This window comes from Pseudomonas sp. R1-6, assembly GCF_051132115.1.
In the GTDB taxonomy this organism is placed as follows: Bacteria; Pseudomonadota; Gammaproteobacteria; order Pseudomonadales; family Pseudomonadaceae; genus Aquipseudomonas.
This window is the reverse complement of record NZ_CP071662.1, coordinates 4,190,961-4,207,688: the sequence shown is the minus strand read 5'-3', so window position 1 is coordinate 4,207,688 and position 16,728 is coordinate 4,190,961. Positions and strand designations below refer to the sequence as shown.

Here is a 16,728-nt window from a genome sequence, read left to right as displayed (position 1 = left end):
GTTTAGGGCCGCTGCGCGACCCAGCGGGAGCAAGCTCCCTCGCCACAAGGACAAGCGCGCCTAGAAAAGGCGATGCTTAGTGCTGCAGAATCTTCTCAAGGAAATGCTGTGCACGTTCGGAGCGGGCGCTGATGTCGCCGAAGAACTCTTCTTTCGGGCAGTCTTCGATGATCTGGCCCTGATCCATGAAGATCACCCGGTTCGCCACTTTGCGGGCGAAGCCCATTTCGTGGGTCACGCACATCATGGTCATGCCTTCGTGGGCCAGTTGCACCATCACGTCGAGCACTTCGTTGACCATTTCCGGGTCAAGCGCCGAGGTCGGTTCGTCGAACAGCATTACCACCGGGTCCATCGCCAGCGCACGGGCGATCGCCACGCGCTGCTGCTGGCCGCCGGAGAGCTGGCCCGGGTGCTTGTGGGCGTGGGCCGACAGACCGACGCGCTCTAGCAGTTGCAGGCCTTTCTTGGTGGCTTCTTCCTTGCTGCGGCCCAGCACCTTGATCTGCGCGATGGTCAGGTTTTCGGTGATGGTCAGGTGCGGGAACAGTTCGAAGTGCTGGAACACCATGCCCACCCGCGAACGCAGTTTTGGCAGGTTGGTCTTCGGGTCGGCGATGGACGTGCCATCGACCACGATGTCGCCTTTCTGGAAGGGCTCAAGGGCGTTCACGCACTTGATCAGCGTGGACTTGCCCGAACCCGACGGCCCGCACACCACCACAACCTCGCCTTTGCTGACCTCGGTGCTGCAATTGGTCAGTACCTGGAAGTCCCCATACCACTTGTTGATGTTTTTGATAGAGATCATACGGCGAACCTTTTTTGCAGACGCTTGACCAGCAGCGAGGCGGCAAAGCTGATTGTGAAGTACACGAGACCTGCGATGATCAGGAACTCATTGGAGCGGCCGATGATGTCGCCATTGGCTCGCGAAGCATTGAGGAAGTCCACCAGACCGACCGTGTAGACCAGCGAGGTGTCCTGAAACAGGATGATGCTCTGTTGCAGCAACAGCGGGGTCATCTTGCGGAACGCCTGGGGCAGGATGATCAGGCGCATGACCTGGCCATAATTCATGCCCAGTGCCTGTGCCGCGCCCATCTGGCCCTTGGGGATCGACTGCACGCCGGCCCGGACGATTTCGCAGAAGTACGCCGCCTCGAACATCATGAACGCCACGACGCAGGAGCCGAACGCGCCGATCGGCGTGTCTTCGCCAGTGATCCAGCGCAGCACGAACGGGACCGCCAGGTAGAACCAGGTGATGACCAGCAGCAGCGGGATCGAGCGGAAATAGTTGACGTAGGCGCCAGCGATGTTGGAGATCAGCTTGTTGTGGGACAGGCGCATCAGCGCCAGGATCGTCCCCAGGATAATCCCGCCGACGACACCCAGGGCCATCAGCTTGAGGGTCATCACCATGCCGTTCCACAAGCCGGGAATGGCCGGGATGATGCCTGTGAAGTCGAATTCCATTATTTACCCCCCACGGAGATCAGGCCGGGCACCGCGACTTTCTTCTCGACCATGCGCATGAGCAGCATCAGGCTCATGTTCAACGTGAAGTAGATCAGCGTCGCCAGGGTAAAGGCTTCGAACAGGTTGGCCGAGAATTCGGCGGTCTGCTTGGTCTGCGCGAGCAGCTCCATCAGGCCGATCAACGACGCCACGGAGGAGTTCTTGAAGACGTTGAGGAATTCCGAGGTGAGCGGCGGAATGATGATCCGGTAAGCCTGGGGCAGCAGCACGTTCCAATAGATCTGCGGCAGTTTGAAGCCCATGGCCCGGGCAGCGGATTCCTGGCCGCGCGGCAGCGCCTGGATGCCGGTGCGCACCTGTTCGCAGACCCGCGCGGCGGTGAACAGGCCCAGGCACACGACAACGCTCAGGTAGGCCGAGGTGGTCGGGTTCAGGTCCTGCTTGTACCACTCCTGCATGTCGGCGGGCAGCAGGTCCGGCACCAGGAAGTACCAGATGAACAGTTGAACCAGCAGTGGCACGTTACGAAAGAGTTCCACGTAGCAAGTCGCGATGCCCGATACCAGCCGGTTCGGCACGGTACGCATCACACCCAGGATCGAGCCCAGCAGCAGGGCAATGATCCAGGCGACGACGGCGATGGCGATGGTCCAGCCCAGGCCGGCCACGTACCAGTCGAGATAAATCTCGCTGCCCACGCCGGTGGACTTGAAGAACACGCCCCAGTCCCAGTTGTAATTCATTAGGGTCTCCCCTCAGATCGTTCGATGTACAAGTATCTGCAGGGGGAAATCCTTTCCCGCCCAATCTTGAGGATCGGGCACACACTCACGGCTCGACTTACCGTTGCGAGTGTTTCCTTTGGTTCCAGCAGGGAATGACACACTCCTGGAAAGGGCCGGGCCCTTCCAGGAGGTAAGGTTAGTCAGAAATCAGGATTTCTTATCGTCAGCCGCTTTATCGGTCGGGTTGGCGATCAAAGCCTTGAGCTCGTCGCTCATCGGGAAGTTCAGGTTCAGATTTTTAGGCGGGATAGGTTGGGTGAACCATTTGTCGTAGATCTTGTTGATCTCGCCAGACTTGTAGCTGGCGACAATGGCGTCATCGACAACCTTTTTGAACGGCTCGTCGCCCTTACGCATCATGCAGCCATAGATTTCGTAGGATTGGGGAGTACCGGTTACTTCCCAGTCGGTCGCCCTCTTGGCCTTGGCGGCTTCGCCGGCCAGCAGGGCGTCATCCATCATGAACGCGACGGCACGGCCCGATTCCAGCATCTGGAAGGATTCGCCGTGGTCCTTGGCGGAGATGACGTTCATGCCCATTTGCTTGTCGGCATTCATCGCCTTGAGGATGCGCTCGGACGTGGTGCCGGCGGTGGTCACGACGTTCTTGCCCTTGAGATCGTCGAAATCCTTGTATTTGGAATCTTTCTTGGAGAGCAGCCGGGTGCCGATCTCGAAGATGCCAACCGAGAAGGCGACTTGTTGCTGACGCTCGACGTTGTTGGTGGTGGAGCCGCACTCCAGGTCCACGGTGCCGTTCTGCACCAGTGGGATGCGGGTCTGCGAGGTGACCAGGTTGTACTTGACCTGCAGGTTCGGCACGTCCAGCTCTTTTTTCAGGGCTTCGACGACTTGCAGCTGGATGTCATGGGAGTAGCCGACGGGCTTGCCGGAAGCGTCCGCGATATAGGAAAACGGAATGGAGGCGTCGCGGTGGCCGAGCGTGATGACGCCGGACTCTTTGATCTTTTTCAGCGTGCCGGTCAGTTCGGCTGCGAAAACCGGAGTGCTGATCAGAGCGGCAGCAACGGCTGCGCCCAGGAGATGGGGAACGATGCGCATCGATGTTTCCTCGACATTGTTTTTTTTGTATTCGGCCGGTTCACCGGCCCTGAGTGCTTCGAATGCCTGAAAGCTCCTGTTGTGTTGGCGTAACAGGCGTTCGTCTCCACGAGTGTAGAGCATGACTCGTGCCAGGCCAGTGGCCTATCACTATCATGTTGTTTTTAAAGGAAATTAATGTTTTGTTTCAGCTTTTTGGTCTTTTGTTTATCCGGTTTGCCGAACTGACCGCTGGGTCGTGTTCGGAAAACCGAATGGCTTGAGCCCCACTAATCCGTGGGATAGGCGGTGTGTTCCAAAATGCAAAAAGCCCCTGGATCGTAGATTCAGGGGCTTTTTTTGGTCTTGCGGGTACTGTCACGCCGCTTCAATCTTGCGCCGATTGTGCTCGACCTTCTGCAGATACTGCTGGAGCTTGTCCTGCTCGGCGGCGGTGGTGAACAAGCCCAGCTTGCTGCGGCGCCAGAGGATGTCCTGGGCATCGATGGCCCACTCGTCGCTGCACAGGTAATCGACTTCGCGGGTGTAGAGGCCTGCGCCGATGTGCTCGCCCAGGTCGACGAGGTTGTGTACGCCTTCGAGCATGCGCCAGGTGCGGCTGCCATACGTGGTGGCCCAGCGTCGGGCGATGTCGGTCGGCAGCCAGTCGAACTTGTCGCGAATCGCCGAGCACAGCGCCTGCGGGGTCGTCATGTTTTCGCCCCCCGGCAAGGTTGCCAGGGCGGTCCAGCTTGGACGCATCTGCGTAAAGTATGGCGCCAGTTGCGCCATCGCCGATTCGGCCAGCTTGCGGTAAGTGGTCAGCTTGCCACCGAATACCGAAAGCAGTGGCGCCTCTTGACCTGCGGCAGAAAGCGCCAGGGTGTAATCCCGGGTTACGGCGGAAGGGTTGTCGGACTCGTCGTTGCACAACGGCCGGACGCCGGAATAACTGTGCAGGATGTCGTCGCGGCTGACCTGTTTCTTGAAGTGGGCGTTGACCACTTTCAGTAGGTAATCGGTTTCGCCTTCGGTAATCGCGACCTTCGCCGGATCGCCGGTGTATTCGCGATCTGTCGTGCCGATCAGGGTGAACTGGTTCAGGTAGGGGATAGTGAAGACAATGCGCTGGTCCTCGTTCTGGAGAATATGCGCATGCTCGCCTTCGTAGAGTTTCGGAACGATCAAGTGGCTGCCCTGAATCAGGCGGATACCGTAAGGCGATTCCATCTTCAGGTCGTCACGAATGAACTTGGCCACCCACGGGCCGGCGGCGTTCACCAGGGCCTTGGCCTGGATCGAAAACAGGCTGCCGTCGGCACGCTCCAGATGCAACTGCCACAGGCCCTTGCTGCGACGGGCGCTGACGCAGCGGGTGCGGGTATGGACGTGGGCGCCTTTTTCCCGTGCCGCCATGGCGTTGAGTACCACCAGTCGGGCGTCGTCAACCCAGCAGTCCGAGTATTCGAAGCCCTTGGTGATTTCGCTTTTCAGTACGCTGTCAGCGTCAAATTTCAAACTCCTGGAGCCGGCGAGCTGCTCGCGCTTGCCCAGATGATCGTAAAGGAACAGGCCGGCGCGGATCATCCAGGCGGGGCGAAGGTGCGGCCGATGGGGCAGCACGAAGCGCATCTGCTTGACGATGTGTGGGGCTTTGGCCAGGAGGACTTCGCGCTCGGCCAGCGCTTCGCGCACCAGGCGGAATTCATAATGTTCGAGATAGCGCAGGCCGCCATGTATCAGCTTGCTGCTGGCGGAAGAAGTATGGCTGGCGAGGTCGTCCTTTTCGCAAAGGAACACCGAAAGGCCGCGACCGGCCGCGTCCGCAGCGATCCCCACGCCATTGATGCCGCCGCCTATAACGGCGATGTCATAGATCTCTGCGAGAGGGGGCGTAGGCAAGGTGGTAGTGGGCATCGGCTGGCCTCGGGCTCTTTTCGAAATATTTGAATTCGAACATTAATGTTCATTTGCGAAAAATACTAGCCCATAAAAACGGCAACGGCCAGTTGGATTCGATTGAAAATACTGATCGAATGCCGCCGAAAGGAAAATTTTCGAACAAAAAGAGAATTGCGGAATGCTTCTGTGGCGAGGGGATAAACCCCCTCGCCACCGGGGTTCTGGGAACGGGCGCGGAGCTAGACCACTTCCAATCGAATCTTGTGCTGGGTCAGCAGATGCGCCAGGGCTGGCACGGGCTGCTGGTCGGTTACCAGGCAATCGATCAGGCTGATCGGGCCGAGGCGGACCATGGCGTTGCGCCCGAATTTGCTGGAATCTGCTGCCAACAGCACCTGCCGAGCGTTGGCGATGATGGCTTGGGACACCCGCACTTCCTGGTAATCGAAGTCCAGCAGGCTTCCGTCCTCATCGATGCCGCTGATGCCCACCAGGGCGAAGTCGACCTTGAACTGGCTGATGAAGTCGACACTGGCCTGGCCAACCACGCCGCCGTCGCGTCGCACATTGCCGCCGGCGATCAGGACTTCGAAATCATCCTTTGCGCTGAGGATCGACGCCACGTGCAGGTTGTTGGTGATGACTTTGAGGTGGTTGTGATTGAGCAGCGCCCGGGCGATGGATTCGGTGGTGGTGCCGATGTTGATGAACAGCGACGCGTGATCGGGAATCTGGGCGGCGATGGCTTCGGCGATGCGTTGCTTCTCATCGCGCATCTGGTCCGCGCGCATGGCGTAGGCGGTGTTTTCCACGCTTGAATCGTAAGCCGCGCCGCCGTGATAGCGGCGCAACAGATTCGCTTCCGCCAATTGATTGATGTCGCGGCGGATGGTCTGTGGGGTGACGACGAATAATTGCGCCATTTCCTCGATGCTGACATAGCCGCGTTCGCGGACCAGTTCGAGGATTTGTTGCTGGCGGGGAGGCAGATTCATGGGGCTTCCTTTGGGCTGCCATTCAAAATTTGCCCATGATGCCGCAGGAATCCCCTCCCGACCAGTTTCAGAACTTTAGCGGGCCTTATTCGGCGTCTTCGTGGGGCTCCCAATCGCGGGTGCGGCTGACGGCTTTTTTCCAGCCGGCGTAGAGTTTTTCCTTGGCTTGCTCGTCCAGTTGCGGTTCGAACTCACGCTCGATTACCGCTTTGCCGCGCAGTTCTTCCAGGCTGCTCCAGAAACCGCACGCCAGCCCGGCCAGGTACGCTGCACCGAGGGCAGTGGTTTCGCGCATTTTTGGGCGTTCGACCTGGGTGCCAAGGATATCCGCCTGGAATTGCATGAGGAAGTTGTTGGCCACCGCGCCGCCGTCTACGCGCAAGGACTTGAGGCGCTCGCCGGAGTCTTGCTGCATGGCGTCGAGCAGATCGCGGGTCTGGTAGGCGATGGATTCCAGCGTGGCCCGGATAATATGGTCGACCCGCACGCCACGGGTCAGGCCGAACAGCGCGCCACGGGCATAAGGGTCCCAGTAAGGCGCGCCCAGGCCAGTGAACGCCGGGACCAGATACACCCCATTGCTGTCCTTGACCTTGTTGGCGAAGTACTCGGTGTCGAGCGCATCGTTGATGATCTTCAGTTCATCGCGCAGCCACTGAACGGTAGACCCGCCATTGAACACTGCGCCTTCCAGGGCATAGGCCACTTCACCGCGAGGGCTGCAGGCGATGGTGGTGAGCATGCCGTGATTGGATTTGACCGCTTTGTCACCGGTATTCATCAGCAGGAAACAGCCGGTGCCGTAGGTGTTTTTCGCCTGGCCCGGTTCCACGCACATCTGGCCGAACAGGGCGGCCTGCTGGTCACCGGCGATACCGCCGATGGCGATGCCGCTCTTGGTGCGGCCGTAGATTTGTGAGGACGATTTGACCTCCGGCAGCATTTCCCGAGGGATGTTGAGGATGTCGAGCATCTTCGCGTCCCACTCCAGCGTATGGATGTTGAAAAGCATGGTGCGCGAGGCGTTGGTGTAGTCGGTGACATGGACCTTGCCGCCGGTAAATTTCCAGATCAGCCAGCTGTCCACGGTGCCGAACAGCAACTCGCCGTTGCGTGCGCGCTCGCGGCTGCCTTCGACGTTATCCAGGATCCACTTGAGCTTGGTGCCGGAAAAATACGGATCGGTGACCAGGCCGGTGGCTTCGCTGATGTACTGCTCATGGCCGTCACGCTTGAGCTGCTGACAGATTTCAGTGCTGCGCCGACATTGCCAGACAATGGCGTTGTAGATCGGCCTGCCGGTCGACTTGTCCCAGACCACCGTGGTTTCGCGCTGGTTGGTGATGCCGATGGCGGCGACCTGGTCGTGATGCAGCCCGGCCTGGGCAAGCGCTTCGACCATGACCGCGCTCTGGGTGGCGAAGATCTCCATCGGATCGTGTTCGACCCAGCCTGGCTGTGGGTAATGCTGGACGAATTCTCGTTGGGCCGTGCAGACCACGTTGGCGTCACGGTCGAAAATAATGGCACGTGAGCTGGTCGTGCCCTGGTCGAGGGCAATGATGTAGTTCTTATTCTCAATGTCGGTCATGTCGATTGCCTTGGGACTTAGGTAACGTAATTAAGGAAGAGGCCAGGGCGGGAGCTCGAATGACAGGCGCCCGCGCCGACTGTTTCAGGACGTTCTGGGCTTGCCATCAATGGCCGGCTCTGGCTCCTTTGCAGCAACCACGGCGCTGGGCAGGTGGCGAGCGATGAGCCCGCGATAAGCAGCAGCACCCAGGCATGCGCCAAGGATCGGCGCAAAAATCGGTACGAGGAAGTATGGAATGTCACGCGCCCCGGTGAGTGAAATTTCACCCCAGCCAGCGAAGAAAGTCATCAATTTCGGACCGAAATCACGCGCCGGGTTCATCGCGAAACCTGTCAGTGGCCCCATCGAACTGCCGATCACGGCGATCAGCAAGCCGATCAGCAGCGGCGCCAGCGGGCCGCGCGGCAGGCCGTTGTTATCATCGGTCAAGGACATGATCACGCCCATCAGGATGGCGGTGATGATCATCTCGACCAGGAAAGCTTGGCCGGTGGACAGTGCCGGGTGGGGGTAGGTGGAGAACACCGACGCCAGTTCGAGGCTGGCCACGGTGCCCCGGATCATGTGGCGGGACTGTTCGAAATCGAAGAATAAATTGCTGTACAGCGTGTAGACCAGCAGTGCGCCGCAGAACGCGCCGGTCACTTGGCAAACGATATAGAAAGGCAGTTTGCGTTTTTCGAAGTCAGTGAAAATGCACAGGGCGATGCTGACGGCGGGGTTCAGGTGTGCGCCGGAAATGCCCGCGCTGAGATAAATCGCCATGCTGACACCGACGCCCCAGATGATGCTGATTTCCCACAAGCCGAAACTGGCGCCCGCGACCTTGAGCGCTGCAACGCAACCGGTGCCGAAAAAAATCAACAGGGCCGTACCCAGGAACTCCGCCAGGCATTGGCTGGAGAGCGAAGGTTGTTGTAAAGCAGTCGTCATTCAAACCTCGGTTCTTTTTGTTGTCCTGCGCGGCGGAAAACAACCCGTCGTCGCCTTTTCGCCGAGTGCCGGATCCCCATCCTGCGCTCGGGGTGTTGCTTGAGACACGCGTTTCTGCTTTCAGTTTCGAAAAAATATAGACAAGAAACGCCGCTGTCAAAGGTCGAAAGTGAACCGTCGGTCATATTGGGATTATTCGTTCCATGAATGAATTTTTCCGGCGTGGCGCGGCGTCGCCATCGGCCGTCTGCGCAGCCTTTTGTCTGGGGATCGCTTAGAATTCTCGCCACTCTTTTTGTTGTTTCCCTGTCAGGAGCGGTCATGACCCCCGCATTGGATCTGCTGAAAAAAGTGCGTGCCGAACATCGTATTCACAGTTACGAACATGACCCCAAGGCCGCGTCCTATGGTCTGGAAGCCGCAGAGAAACTGGCTCTGGAACCGGCGCGAGTGTTCAAGACGCTGTTGGCCGCGAGCGAGAAAGGTGAATTGCTGGTGGCGGTGGTGCCGGTCGCCGGGAGTCTGGACCTCAAAGCGCTGGCCCATGCGGCCGGGGTAAAGAAAGTCGAGATGGCCGATCCAGCCGCCGCGCAGCGTTCGACAGGTTATTTGCTGGGGGGCATCAGTCCGCTGGGACAGAAGAAGCGCCTGCGCACGTTTATCGACTCATCCGCACAGCCGTTCCCCACTGTGTTCGTCAGCGCGGGAAGACGAGGCCTGGAGGTGGAGTTGGCGCCCGCGTTGCTGGCGGAGCATACCGGAGCGGCGTTTGCGGATATTGGCCGCGGGTGAGGAGCAAGCGCCTCTGCCAGGATGAATCTTTCCAACCGACCAGGCGTCCAACCCTTCAATGTGTAAGGCGAAAATTGTGTCGATCTGTCACTGGATAAACGGTGCCTGCGCAGCTCATGCTCACGCATCATAAAAAAGGAGATGTGCCATGCAGCTTGCGTTTCATCAGGTCGATGCGTTCAGTGACCGGCCCTTTGGCGGTAACCCGGCGATGGTCTATCGGCTCGATGCCTGGCTTGCCGATGACCTTATGCAAAAGATTGCCGCCGAACATAACCTGGCTGAAACCGCGTTTTTGGTGCGCGAAAACCAGCACTGGCATATCCGCTGGTTCACCCCGACCACCGAGGTGCCCTTGTGTGGTCATGCCACGTTGGCCAGCGCTTATGTGTTGTTCGAGGTCTATCACGAAACCGTGGAGCGGCTGGACTTCATCTGCAAATCCGGAGCGCTGAGCGTCACGCGCGAGGGCGAACGGCTGTGGTTGGATTTCCCTGCCATCGTGCCGGCTGAATTGGGCGCGTCCCTGGCGGTCCAGAGTGCCTTGGGTGTCGAGGCGGTGGATGTGCTGAGTTCCAACGAATTGTTCGTGGTATTGGAGTCGGAGCAGGCGGTGCTCGAATGCAAGCCGGACATGGCGGCCCTGGCGAAACTGCCATGGCCTGGCGCGATCGTGACCGCGCCGGGAAGCAAGCACGATTTCGTCTCGCGCTATTTTGCTCCGGCGATTGGTATCAATGAGGATCCGGTCACCGGGTCGACTCATTGCAGCCTTATTCCCTACTGGTCCAAGCGGCTGAACAAGCTCGGGCTGACGGCGTATCAATGCTCGGCCAGGGGAGGGGCATTGTTCTGCCGGCTGGAAGGTGACCGGGTGAAGATCGGTGGGCATGCCACGTTGGTGGCCAGCGGGACTCTATCAGTCGGTTGAGGTCAATGAGGTTCTGTGGGGGCGCGCTTGCTCGCTCCCACAGGGTGTAGCGTCAATTGGCGACGCTATGCCGTCGCACGCCGCTGTCGATCGACGGCAAATGCGCTGCCGTACTGCCCGAGGCCTGGAACAGCACCAGGTGTTCGGCGGCCACGCGAATACCGACAGTCGCCCCGACCTGATGGTCGGCGTGGCTTGGGAAAATCGATTCCAGTTGCGCACCCGTCGGCAATTGCAGGCGATACAAAGTCGAAGCGCCCAGAAAAGTCTTACCGACGATGGTAGCCGTGAGCGGGCTGTCAGGCGCGTAGACGATATCGTCCGGGCGCAGCAGCACATCCACGGCGCTGCCGATGGGCCAGGTATAGGCCCGGTTTCCCCGTAGCGTCCCCAATTCGGTCTGCACTGATTCCGGGCTGTCGAGCTGGCCTCGGATGAAATAGCCCTGGCCGATAAAGCTGGCGACATAAGGCGTCAGGGGTTCGTGGTAAAGGTTGTAGGGCGTATCCCACTGTTCCAGCCGACCCTCCCGGAATACGCCGACATGATCACTCACGGCGAAGGCTTCTTCCTGGTCATGGGTCACCAGAATCGCGCTGGTGCCGCGAGCCTTGAGGATGTCCCGCACCTCATGGCTGAGCTTGCGTCGCAGCTCGCCATCGAGGTTGGAGAAGGGCTCGTCGAGCAGCAGCAATTGCGGCTCGGGCGCCAATGCCCTGGCGAGCGCCACGCGTTGTTGCTGGCCTCCGGAGAGCTCATGGGGAAAACGTTTACCGAGGTTCTTCAGGTTGACCAGTTCCAGCAGCTCTTCGACCACACGGTTCTTGCCAGGGTGTTTACGAATGCCGAATGCCATGTTCTCGGCGACGCTGAGGTGCGGGAACAGTGCATAGTCCTGGAATACCATGCCGATGCGACGTTTTTCCGGGGCCAAGGTGAAACCCGCGCGGGAAATGATTTCCCCGGCCAACTGGATCTCGCCTTCGTGTACCGGTTCGAAACCGGCGATGGCCCGCAGGGTCGTGGTCTTGCCGCACCCGGACGAGCCCAGCAAGCAGCCGATGTCGCCCGCATTGAGGTGCAGGTTGAGGTTCTGGACGACTCGCTGGTCCTGGTACCCGCAGGCCAGGTTATGCAGATTCAGTAACAAGGAGTGACTCATGCGTGGTGATACGCCGGCTCGACGAGGAATTCGAGCAGGGCCTTCTGTGCGTGGAGACGGTTTTCTGCCTGGTCCCAAGCGACGGATCGCGGGTCTTCCAGCAGGTCGAGGCTGATTTCCTCGCCGCGATGGGCGGGCAGGCAATGCATGAACAGCACCTCGGCGTCCGCCAGGTCGAGCAGGGCCCGTGTGACCTGCAACGGCGCGAACAGCTTGACGCGCTTGGCGGCTTCCTCTTCCTGGCCCATGGAGGTCCAGACGTCGGTGCTCACCAGGTGCGCGCCGGCCACGGCCAGCTTCGGATCACGGACCAGCGACACTCGGTCCCCGGCCTTGGCGAGAAGTTCTGCATCCGGGTCATAGCCTTCAGGGCAAGCGATCCGTAGCTGGAAGTCGAATTGCATCGACGCTTCTATATAGCTGTTGCACATGTTGTTGCCATCGCCGACCCAGGCAACGGTTTTGCCCTGGATCGAGCCGCGGTGCTCGAGGAAGGTCTGCATGTCGGCCAACAGCTGGCAAGGGTGCAGATCGTCGGATAGGCCGTTGATCACCGGCACGCGGGAATAGGCGGCGAATTCGGTCAGGGTGCTGTGGGCAAAGGTACGGATCATCACGGCGTCGAGCATGCTCGACATGACAATGGCGCAATCGCTGATCGGCTCGCCACGTCCCAGTTGAGTGTCGCGGGGCGACAGGAAAATCGCCTGGCCGCCAAGCTGGATCATGCCGGCTTCGAAAGAGATGCGCGTGCGCGTGGATGACTTCTCGAAAATCATCCCCAGCACACGGTTTTTCAAGGGCTCGAACAGTACGCCGCGTTTACGCAGGTCCTTGAGCTCAACGCCTCGACGGATCACGGCGAGCAACTCATCGGGCGTGAAATCCATCAGGGAGAGAAAGTGCCTTGCGCTCATGATTGACTACCTTTTTGTAACGGACCGCAGATGCTCAGAGCCTTGTTTCATGGAAAAACGGGCGAGACCTGCGGCAAAAGCCGCACGGGGCGACGAAATAGGGGAAAGGCGCGATATTGACATTAAATGTCGCGTCTTACCAATAGGGCTACGGTTATGAGGGATTTCAGCGAGGCCAATGCAGAGTTGCATTGGCGCGGTTGAGGCCGGTTTCCTGACAGCAGCGGGTTCATTTGTACACTGGCGTTGCGTCGCTTGGCAATCGAGCAGGGCGGGCATCGGGTGGTTGGCGGTCGGTTTTTGACCCGCTGGCCCGGGTCGTCGGTCTGTTGCCCAATGTGAAATATTTCCTAATGCGGGACCCTGGGTTATAAATGAATCCCTAGCCGCAGGAGCCCCGAAATGGATTCGAAAGAGCAACGACTGATGGAACTGTTGGGGCTGACGGCACGCACCCTGACCCACCTGACCGCTTCGGTGACGTCCATGTCATTCGAATTGCTGCGCAGCGATGACGAAGTGACCAAGGCGGCGGGGCGCCGCATGATCGATCGGATGGCCACGATCAGCGGTGGTCTCGATGAGCACTGGCGCTTGATTGGCGAGTTGACCGGGGTGCCCATGGCCCAGGAGGAAGTGCAGACCATCGAGGAAATCCAACTGCTGGCGCCTCCTCCCGAGCAGCCTTGACAGCGACGCATCGGCGGGCCTGATGCCTGGCGATTCACAGGACGAACGTCGCTGGCGCTACCGGGCATCCCGCGCCATAGTTTTGTTCCCGCGGCCCAAAGTGCCCGCTACGAATAAAACAGAGGCTGGCCATGACCAAGACCCTCCATCACCGTGCGTGCCATCTGTGCGAGGCCATCTGTGGCCTGACTCTCGAAACCACCGAAACCGAAGGCCAAGGCCTGGCGATCACCTCGATCAAGGGTGATCCGCTGGACAGTTTCAGTCGTGGGCACATCTGCCCCAAGGCCGTGGCGTTGCAGGATATCCAGAACGATCCGGACCGCCTGCGCCAGCCCGTGCAACGAGTCGGCGGCGAGTGGCAGCCCATCGCCTGGGACGACGCCTTTGCCTTGGTGGCCGAACGCCTTGCGGCGATCCAGGAGCGCCACGGCCAGAACGCGGTGGGGGTCTATCAGGGCAACCCCAGCGTGCACAACTATGGATTGATGACCCACAGCAACTATTTCCTCGGCTTGTTGAAAACCCGCAGTCGCTTTTCGGCGACTTCGGTTGATCAATTGCCTCATCACCTGACCAGTCACTTGATGTACGGTCACGGCTTGCTGCTGCCGATACCGGACATCGATCACACCGATTTCATGCTGATCCTGGGGGGTAATCCGCTGGCTTCCAATGGCAGCATCATGACCGTGCCGGATGTGGAGAAACGGCTGAAGGCAATCCAGTCCCGGGGCGGCCGGGTGGTGGTGGTCGATCCGCGGCGCAGCGAGACGGCGGCCATCGCCGACCAGCATGTATTCGTACGCCCCGGCGGCGATGCCGCGCTGCTGTTTGGCTTGCTTGGCACCTTGTTCAGCGAAGGACTGACGCGTGACAGTCATTTGCCGGTGGACGGCCTCGAAGAGGTGCGCCAGGCCGTTGCACCTTTCACCGCAGAGGCCATGAGCCCGCTTTGTGGGGTGCCTGCCCCGCAGATCCGCCAATTGGCCCGTGATTTCGCTGCCGCGCCGTCGGCCGTGTGCTATGGCAGGATGGGTGTTTCGACCCAGGCTTTCGGCACGCTGTGCCACTGGCTGATCCAGGTGATCAACCTGGTGACCGGCAATCTCGATCGAGTGGGCGGGGCACTGTGCACCGAGCCAGCGGTGGATTTGGTGGCGACCACTTCGGGCGGGCATTTCAATCGCTGGCAAAGCCGTGTATCCGGGCGTCCCGAATATGCGGGCGAGTTGCCTGTATCGACCCTCGCTGAAGAAATGCTCACCGAGGGCGAAGGGCAGATCCGTGCGCTGGTCACCGTGGCCGGCAACCCCGTGCTGTCCACGCCTAACGGACGGCAGCTCGAGCAAGCGCTGGATGGGCTTGAGTTCATGGTCAGCATCGACTTGTACATCAACGAAACCACGCGCTACGCCGACTTGATCCTGCCGTCGACCTCGGCCCTGGAAAATGATCATTACGACACCACGTTCAACCTGTTCGCCGTGCGTAACGTCAGCCGCTTCAACCGGGCCATCCTGCCCAAGCCCGAGGGAGCGCTGCACGATTGGGAGATTTTTGTCGGCCTGGCCAAGGCTTTTGCCGCCCGGACCGGCAAGGAGCTCAAGCCGACGATGCCGCCGGCGCAGATGATCGATTTCGGCCTGCGAGCCGGGATGTATGGCGATGCTTCGCCCTACAGGTTGTCCTTGGCAACGCTGTTCGATCATCCCCACGGTATCGATCTCGGAGCGCTCAAGCCCAATCTGACGGCCCGGTTGAAAACCGAAAATGGCCGCGTGCAGGCTGCGCCCGCCGTCATCCTCGCCGACCTGGCGCGCTTTGCCGCGTTGCGAGCGCCGGCAGCGGACGAGTTGCTGATGGTTGGCCGGCGCCATGTGCGAAGCAATAACTCATGGATGCATAATTTCCACCGGCTGGTGAAAGGCAAGCCGCGTCATCAATTGCTGATGCATCCGCAAGACCTTGCCAGCCGGGGGCTTGTCGATGGGCAGCGCGTGAAGGTCAGCTCCCGGGTCGGCGTGATTGAAGTGGAGGTCCAGAGCAGCCCGGACATGATGAAAGGCGTGGTCAGCCTTCCTCACGGTTGGGGGCATGCTCGTCCTGGCGTGCAGATGACCATCGCCAGCGGACAGCCTGGGTCCAGCGCCAACGACCTGACCGATGAGCGCCAGCTCGATGAGTTATCCGGCAACGCGGCGCTGAACGGTGTTCCGGTGAAGGTGGCGGCTGCGTAAAATTGTCCCCGGGGCGGACCGAGCAAGGTGCTCGGCTTTCCGTTACAATGCGCCACCGTGTCGACATCTGTAGTCGCAAAAGTTCAAGCCGAGGTGCTCCGTGGATATCATCGAAACGATCAAAGAACAGATTGCCAACAACACCATCCTGCTCTACATGAAAGGCTCGCCGAACGCCCCACAGTGCGGCTTCTCGGCCAAGGCTGCTCAGGCGGTGATGGCGTGTGGCGAGAAGTTCGCCTACGTGGACATCCTGCAGAACCCGGAAATCCGCGCCAACCTGCCCAAGTACGCCAACTGGCCAACCTTCCCACAGTTGTGGGTTGGCGGTGAGCTGATCGGCGGCAGTGACATCATGACTGAGATGGCCGCCGACGGTTCGTTGCAGTCCACGATCAAGGCAGCTGTGGAAGCAGCGGCGGCTAACAAGTCCGAAGCCTGATCGACCGCAGCCCGATATGAGAGCGAGCCTGGTTGCGATGAAGGCCTGTCAGTCAATGTGCTGATGACTGATACATTGCTATCGCGAGCAGGCTCGCTCCCACTAGGGATTTAAGCGAGCCTGGAATCCAGGTATTAAAAAGCCCCGCACCTCGAAAGAGGGCGGGGCTTTTTAATGGCTTGCTTTCGAGGGCGCTTATTCTTCGCCCATCTGCGATTGCAGGTAATTTTCCAGACCGATCTTGTCGATCAGGCCCAGCTGGGTTTCGAGCCAGTCGATGTGCTCTTCCTCGGATTCGAGAATGTCTTCCAGCAGTTCGCGGCTACCGAAGTCGCCAACGCTTTCGCAATGGGCAATGGCGGCTTTCAGGTCGGCGTGGCCGGTACGCTCGATGCGCAGGTCGCATTCGAGCATTTCACGAGTATGTTCGCCGATGTGCAGCTTGCCCAGGTCCTGGACGTTCGGCAGGCCTTCGAGAAACAGGATTCGCTTGATCAGCTTGTCCGCATGTTTCATTTCATCGATGGATTCGTGGTACTCGTGCTTGCCCAGCTTGTTCAGGCCCCAATCCTCGTACATGCGTGCATGCAAGAAGTACTGATTGATCGCGACCAGCTCATTGGCAAGGATCTTGTTGAGATGCTGGATGACTGTAATGTCGCCTTTCATGATGAGGGCCTGCCCTGATAACTGTGTATTAAGGCGGAGTTTGAGCCGAGCTATTACGAGTGTCAAACCTAAGTTATTGAATAATAAATGAAAATTAATCGGAATAAGAATGTTTGTGTTCCGCGTCTGGAAGCTAAGCATTTGATTTTCGGG

16 protein-coding genes are annotated in these 16,728 nt (G+C 59.5%); 5 read left to right on the top strand and 11 right to left on the bottom strand.

Features of this window, described 5'->3' with window-relative positions; genetic code table 11:
• Nucleotides 1-76: 76 nt before the first annotated feature.
• The 8 genes from J3P81_RS19060 to J3P81_RS19025 form a co-directional block, all read right to left on the bottom strand.
• Nucleotides 77-811, bottom strand: a complete 735-nt coding sequence (locus tag J3P81_RS19060) for an amino acid ABC transporter ATP-binding protein (protein WP_018614195.1) — start codon at nucleotides 809-811, stop codon at nucleotides 77-79.
• On the bottom strand, nucleotides 808-1,479 hold the full coding sequence (locus J3P81_RS19055) for an amino acid ABC transporter permease (RefSeq protein ID WP_030140772.1): 672 nt from the start codon (nucleotides 1,477-1,479) through the stop codon (nucleotides 808-810). The genes J3P81_RS19060 and J3P81_RS19055 overlap by 4 nt, the downstream gene beginning before the upstream one ends.
• Nucleotides 1,479-2,225, bottom strand: coding sequence for an amino acid ABC transporter permease (locus J3P81_RS19050; protein WP_053124568.1), 747 nt, complete (start codon nucleotides 2,223-2,225; stop codon nucleotides 1,479-1,481). The genes J3P81_RS19055 and J3P81_RS19050 overlap by 1 nt, the downstream gene beginning before the upstream one ends.
• A 189-nt stretch (nucleotides 2,226-2,414) precedes the next feature.
• Entirely contained in the window at nucleotides 2,415-3,329 is a 915-nt protein-coding gene (locus J3P81_RS19045; RefSeq protein ID WP_420765237.1) for a glutamate/aspartate ABC transporter substrate-binding protein, read from the bottom strand.
• A gap of 357 nt (nucleotides 3,330-3,686) precedes the next feature.
• Nucleotides 3,687-5,225: a glycerol-3-phosphate dehydrogenase gene (gene glpD / locus J3P81_RS19040; protein WP_434560305.1), complete on the bottom strand. Its 1,539-nt coding sequence runs from the start codon at nucleotides 5,223-5,225 to the stop codon at nucleotides 3,687-3,689.
• 224 nt (nucleotides 5,226-5,449) lie between these two features.
• The gene (locus J3P81_RS19035) at nucleotides 5,450-6,205 is read right to left on the bottom strand and encodes a DeoR/GlpR family transcriptional regulator (protein WP_420765235.1); all 756 of its coding nucleotides are present in this window, start codon (nucleotides 6,203-6,205) and stop codon (nucleotides 5,450-5,452) included.
• Nucleotides 6,206-6,290: 85 nt separating this feature from the next.
• Nucleotides 6,291-7,796 (bottom strand): glycerol kinase GlpK, encoded by a 1,506-nt coding sequence (gene glpK, locus J3P81_RS19030; protein WP_434560303.1) that lies wholly within the window; start codon nucleotides 7,794-7,796, stop codon nucleotides 6,291-6,293.
• A gap of 84 nt (nucleotides 7,797-7,880) precedes the next feature.
• On the bottom strand, nucleotides 7,881-8,732 hold the full coding sequence (locus J3P81_RS19025) for an MIP/aquaporin family protein (protein WP_420765233.1): 852 nt from the start codon (nucleotides 8,730-8,732) through the stop codon (nucleotides 7,881-7,883).
• Nucleotides 8,733-9,053: 321 nt separating this feature from the next.
• Here J3P81_RS19025 and ybaK point away from each other — a divergent pair, with 321 nt between their 5' ends.
• Both ybaK and J3P81_RS19015 read left to right on the top strand, forming a co-directional pair.
• On the top strand, nucleotides 9,054-9,524 hold the full coding sequence (gene ybaK / locus J3P81_RS19020; RefSeq protein ID WP_420765231.1) for a Cys-tRNA(Pro) deacylase: 471 nt from the start codon (nucleotides 9,054-9,056) through the stop codon (nucleotides 9,522-9,524).
• 148 nt (nucleotides 9,525-9,672) lie between these two features.
• A complete protein-coding gene (locus J3P81_RS19015) occupies nucleotides 9,673-10,455 on the top strand; it encodes a PhzF family phenazine biosynthesis protein (RefSeq protein WP_420765230.1) in 783 nt (260 codons plus the stop codon).
• Between the two features lie 52 nt (nucleotides 10,456-10,507).
• Here J3P81_RS19015 and J3P81_RS19010 read toward each other — a convergent pair whose 3' ends face one another.
• The gene (locus J3P81_RS19010) at nucleotides 10,508-11,617 is read right to left on the bottom strand and encodes an ABC transporter ATP-binding protein (protein ID WP_434560301.1); all 1,110 of its coding nucleotides are present in this window, start codon (nucleotides 11,615-11,617) and stop codon (nucleotides 10,508-10,510) included.
• Nucleotides 11,614-12,534: an ornithine carbamoyltransferase gene (gene argF, locus J3P81_RS19005; RefSeq protein ID WP_434560299.1), complete on the bottom strand. Its 921-nt coding sequence runs from the start codon at nucleotides 12,532-12,534 to the stop codon at nucleotides 11,614-11,616. Before argF ends, J3P81_RS19010 begins: the two co-directional genes overlap by 4 nt.
• 402 nt (nucleotides 12,535-12,936) lie before the next feature.
• On the opposite strand from argF, the gene J3P81_RS19000 reads away from it, so the two are divergent.
• The 3 genes from J3P81_RS19000 (at nucleotide 12,937) to grxD (ending at nucleotide 15,906) form a co-directional block, all read left to right on the top strand.
• Complete coding sequence (locus J3P81_RS19000; protein WP_420765227.1) at nucleotides 12,937-13,224, top strand: hypothetical protein; 288 nt, start codon at nucleotides 12,937-12,939, stop codon at nucleotides 13,222-13,224.
• Nucleotides 13,225-13,355: 131 nt separating this feature from the next.
• Nucleotides 13,356-15,464 (top strand): molybdopterin oxidoreductase family protein, encoded by a 2,109-nt coding sequence (locus tag J3P81_RS18995; protein ID WP_434560297.1) that lies wholly within the window; start codon nucleotides 13,356-13,358, stop codon nucleotides 15,462-15,464.
• Nucleotides 15,465-15,564: 100 nt separating this feature from the next.
• Nucleotides 15,565-15,906, top strand: a complete 342-nt coding sequence (gene grxD / locus J3P81_RS18990) for a Grx4 family monothiol glutaredoxin (RefSeq protein WP_186569763.1) — start codon at nucleotides 15,565-15,567, stop codon at nucleotides 15,904-15,906.
• Between the two features lie 195 nt (nucleotides 15,907-16,101).
• Here grxD and bfr read toward each other — a convergent pair whose 3' ends face one another.
• A complete protein-coding gene (gene bfr, locus J3P81_RS18985) occupies nucleotides 16,102-16,575 on the bottom strand; it encodes a bacterioferritin (RefSeq protein ID WP_053124544.1) in 474 nt (157 codons plus the stop codon).
• Nucleotides 16,576-16,728 lie beyond the last annotated feature (153 nt).

Bases quoted from the DNA above. Each gene is read 5' to 3' on its own strand.
- J3P81_RS19045 (WP_420765237.1), bottom strand. From the start codon at position 3,329: ATGCGCATCGTTCCCCATCTCCTGGGCGCAGCCGTTGCTGCCGCTCTG.
- bfr (WP_053124544.1), bottom strand. From the start codon at position 16,575: ATGAAAGGCGACATTACAGTCATCCAGCATCTCAACAAGATCCTTGCC.
- J3P81_RS19015 (WP_420765230.1), top strand. From the start codon at position 9,673: ATGCAGCTTGCGTTTCATCAGGTCGATGCGTTCAGTGACCGGCCCTTT.
- J3P81_RS19000 (WP_420765227.1), top strand. From the start codon at position 12,937: ATGGATTCGAAAGAGCAACGACTGATGGAACTGTTGGGGCTGACGGCA.
- J3P81_RS19060 (WP_018614195.1), bottom strand. From the start codon at position 811: ATGATCTCTATCAAAAACATCAACAAGTGGTATGGGGACTTCCAGGTA.
- J3P81_RS19010 (WP_434560301.1), bottom strand. From the start codon at position 11,617: ATGAGTCACTCCTTGTTACTGAATCTGCATAACCTGGCCTGCGGGTAC.
- argF (WP_434560299.1), bottom strand. From the start codon at position 12,534: ATGAGCGCAAGGCACTTTCTCTCCCTGATGGATTTCACGCCCGATGAG.
- J3P81_RS18995 (WP_434560297.1), top strand. From the start codon at position 13,356: ATGACCAAGACCCTCCATCACCGTGCGTGCCATCTGTGCGAGGCCATC.
- J3P81_RS19025 (WP_420765233.1), bottom strand. From the start codon at position 8,732: ATGACGACTGCTTTACAACAACCTTCGCTCTCCAGCCAATGCCTGGCG.
- J3P81_RS19050 (WP_053124568.1), bottom strand. From the start codon at position 2,225: ATGAATTACAACTGGGACTGGGGCGTGTTCTTCAAGTCCACCGGCGTG.
- glpD (WP_434560305.1), bottom strand. From the start codon at position 5,225: ATGCCCACTACCACCTTGCCTACGCCCCCTCTCGCAGAGATCTATGAC.
- ybaK (WP_420765231.1), top strand. From the start codon at position 9,054: ATGACCCCCGCATTGGATCTGCTGAAAAAAGTGCGTGCCGAACATCGT.
- glpK (WP_434560303.1), bottom strand. From the start codon at position 7,796: ATGACCGACATTGAGAATAAGAACTACATCATTGCCCTCGACCAGGGC.
- J3P81_RS19035 (WP_420765235.1), bottom strand. From the start codon at position 6,205: ATGAATCTGCCTCCCCGCCAGCAACAAATCCTCGAACTGGTCCGCGAA.
- J3P81_RS19055 (WP_030140772.1), bottom strand. From the start codon at position 1,479: ATGGAATTCGACTTCACAGGCATCATCCCGGCCATTCCCGGCTTGTGG.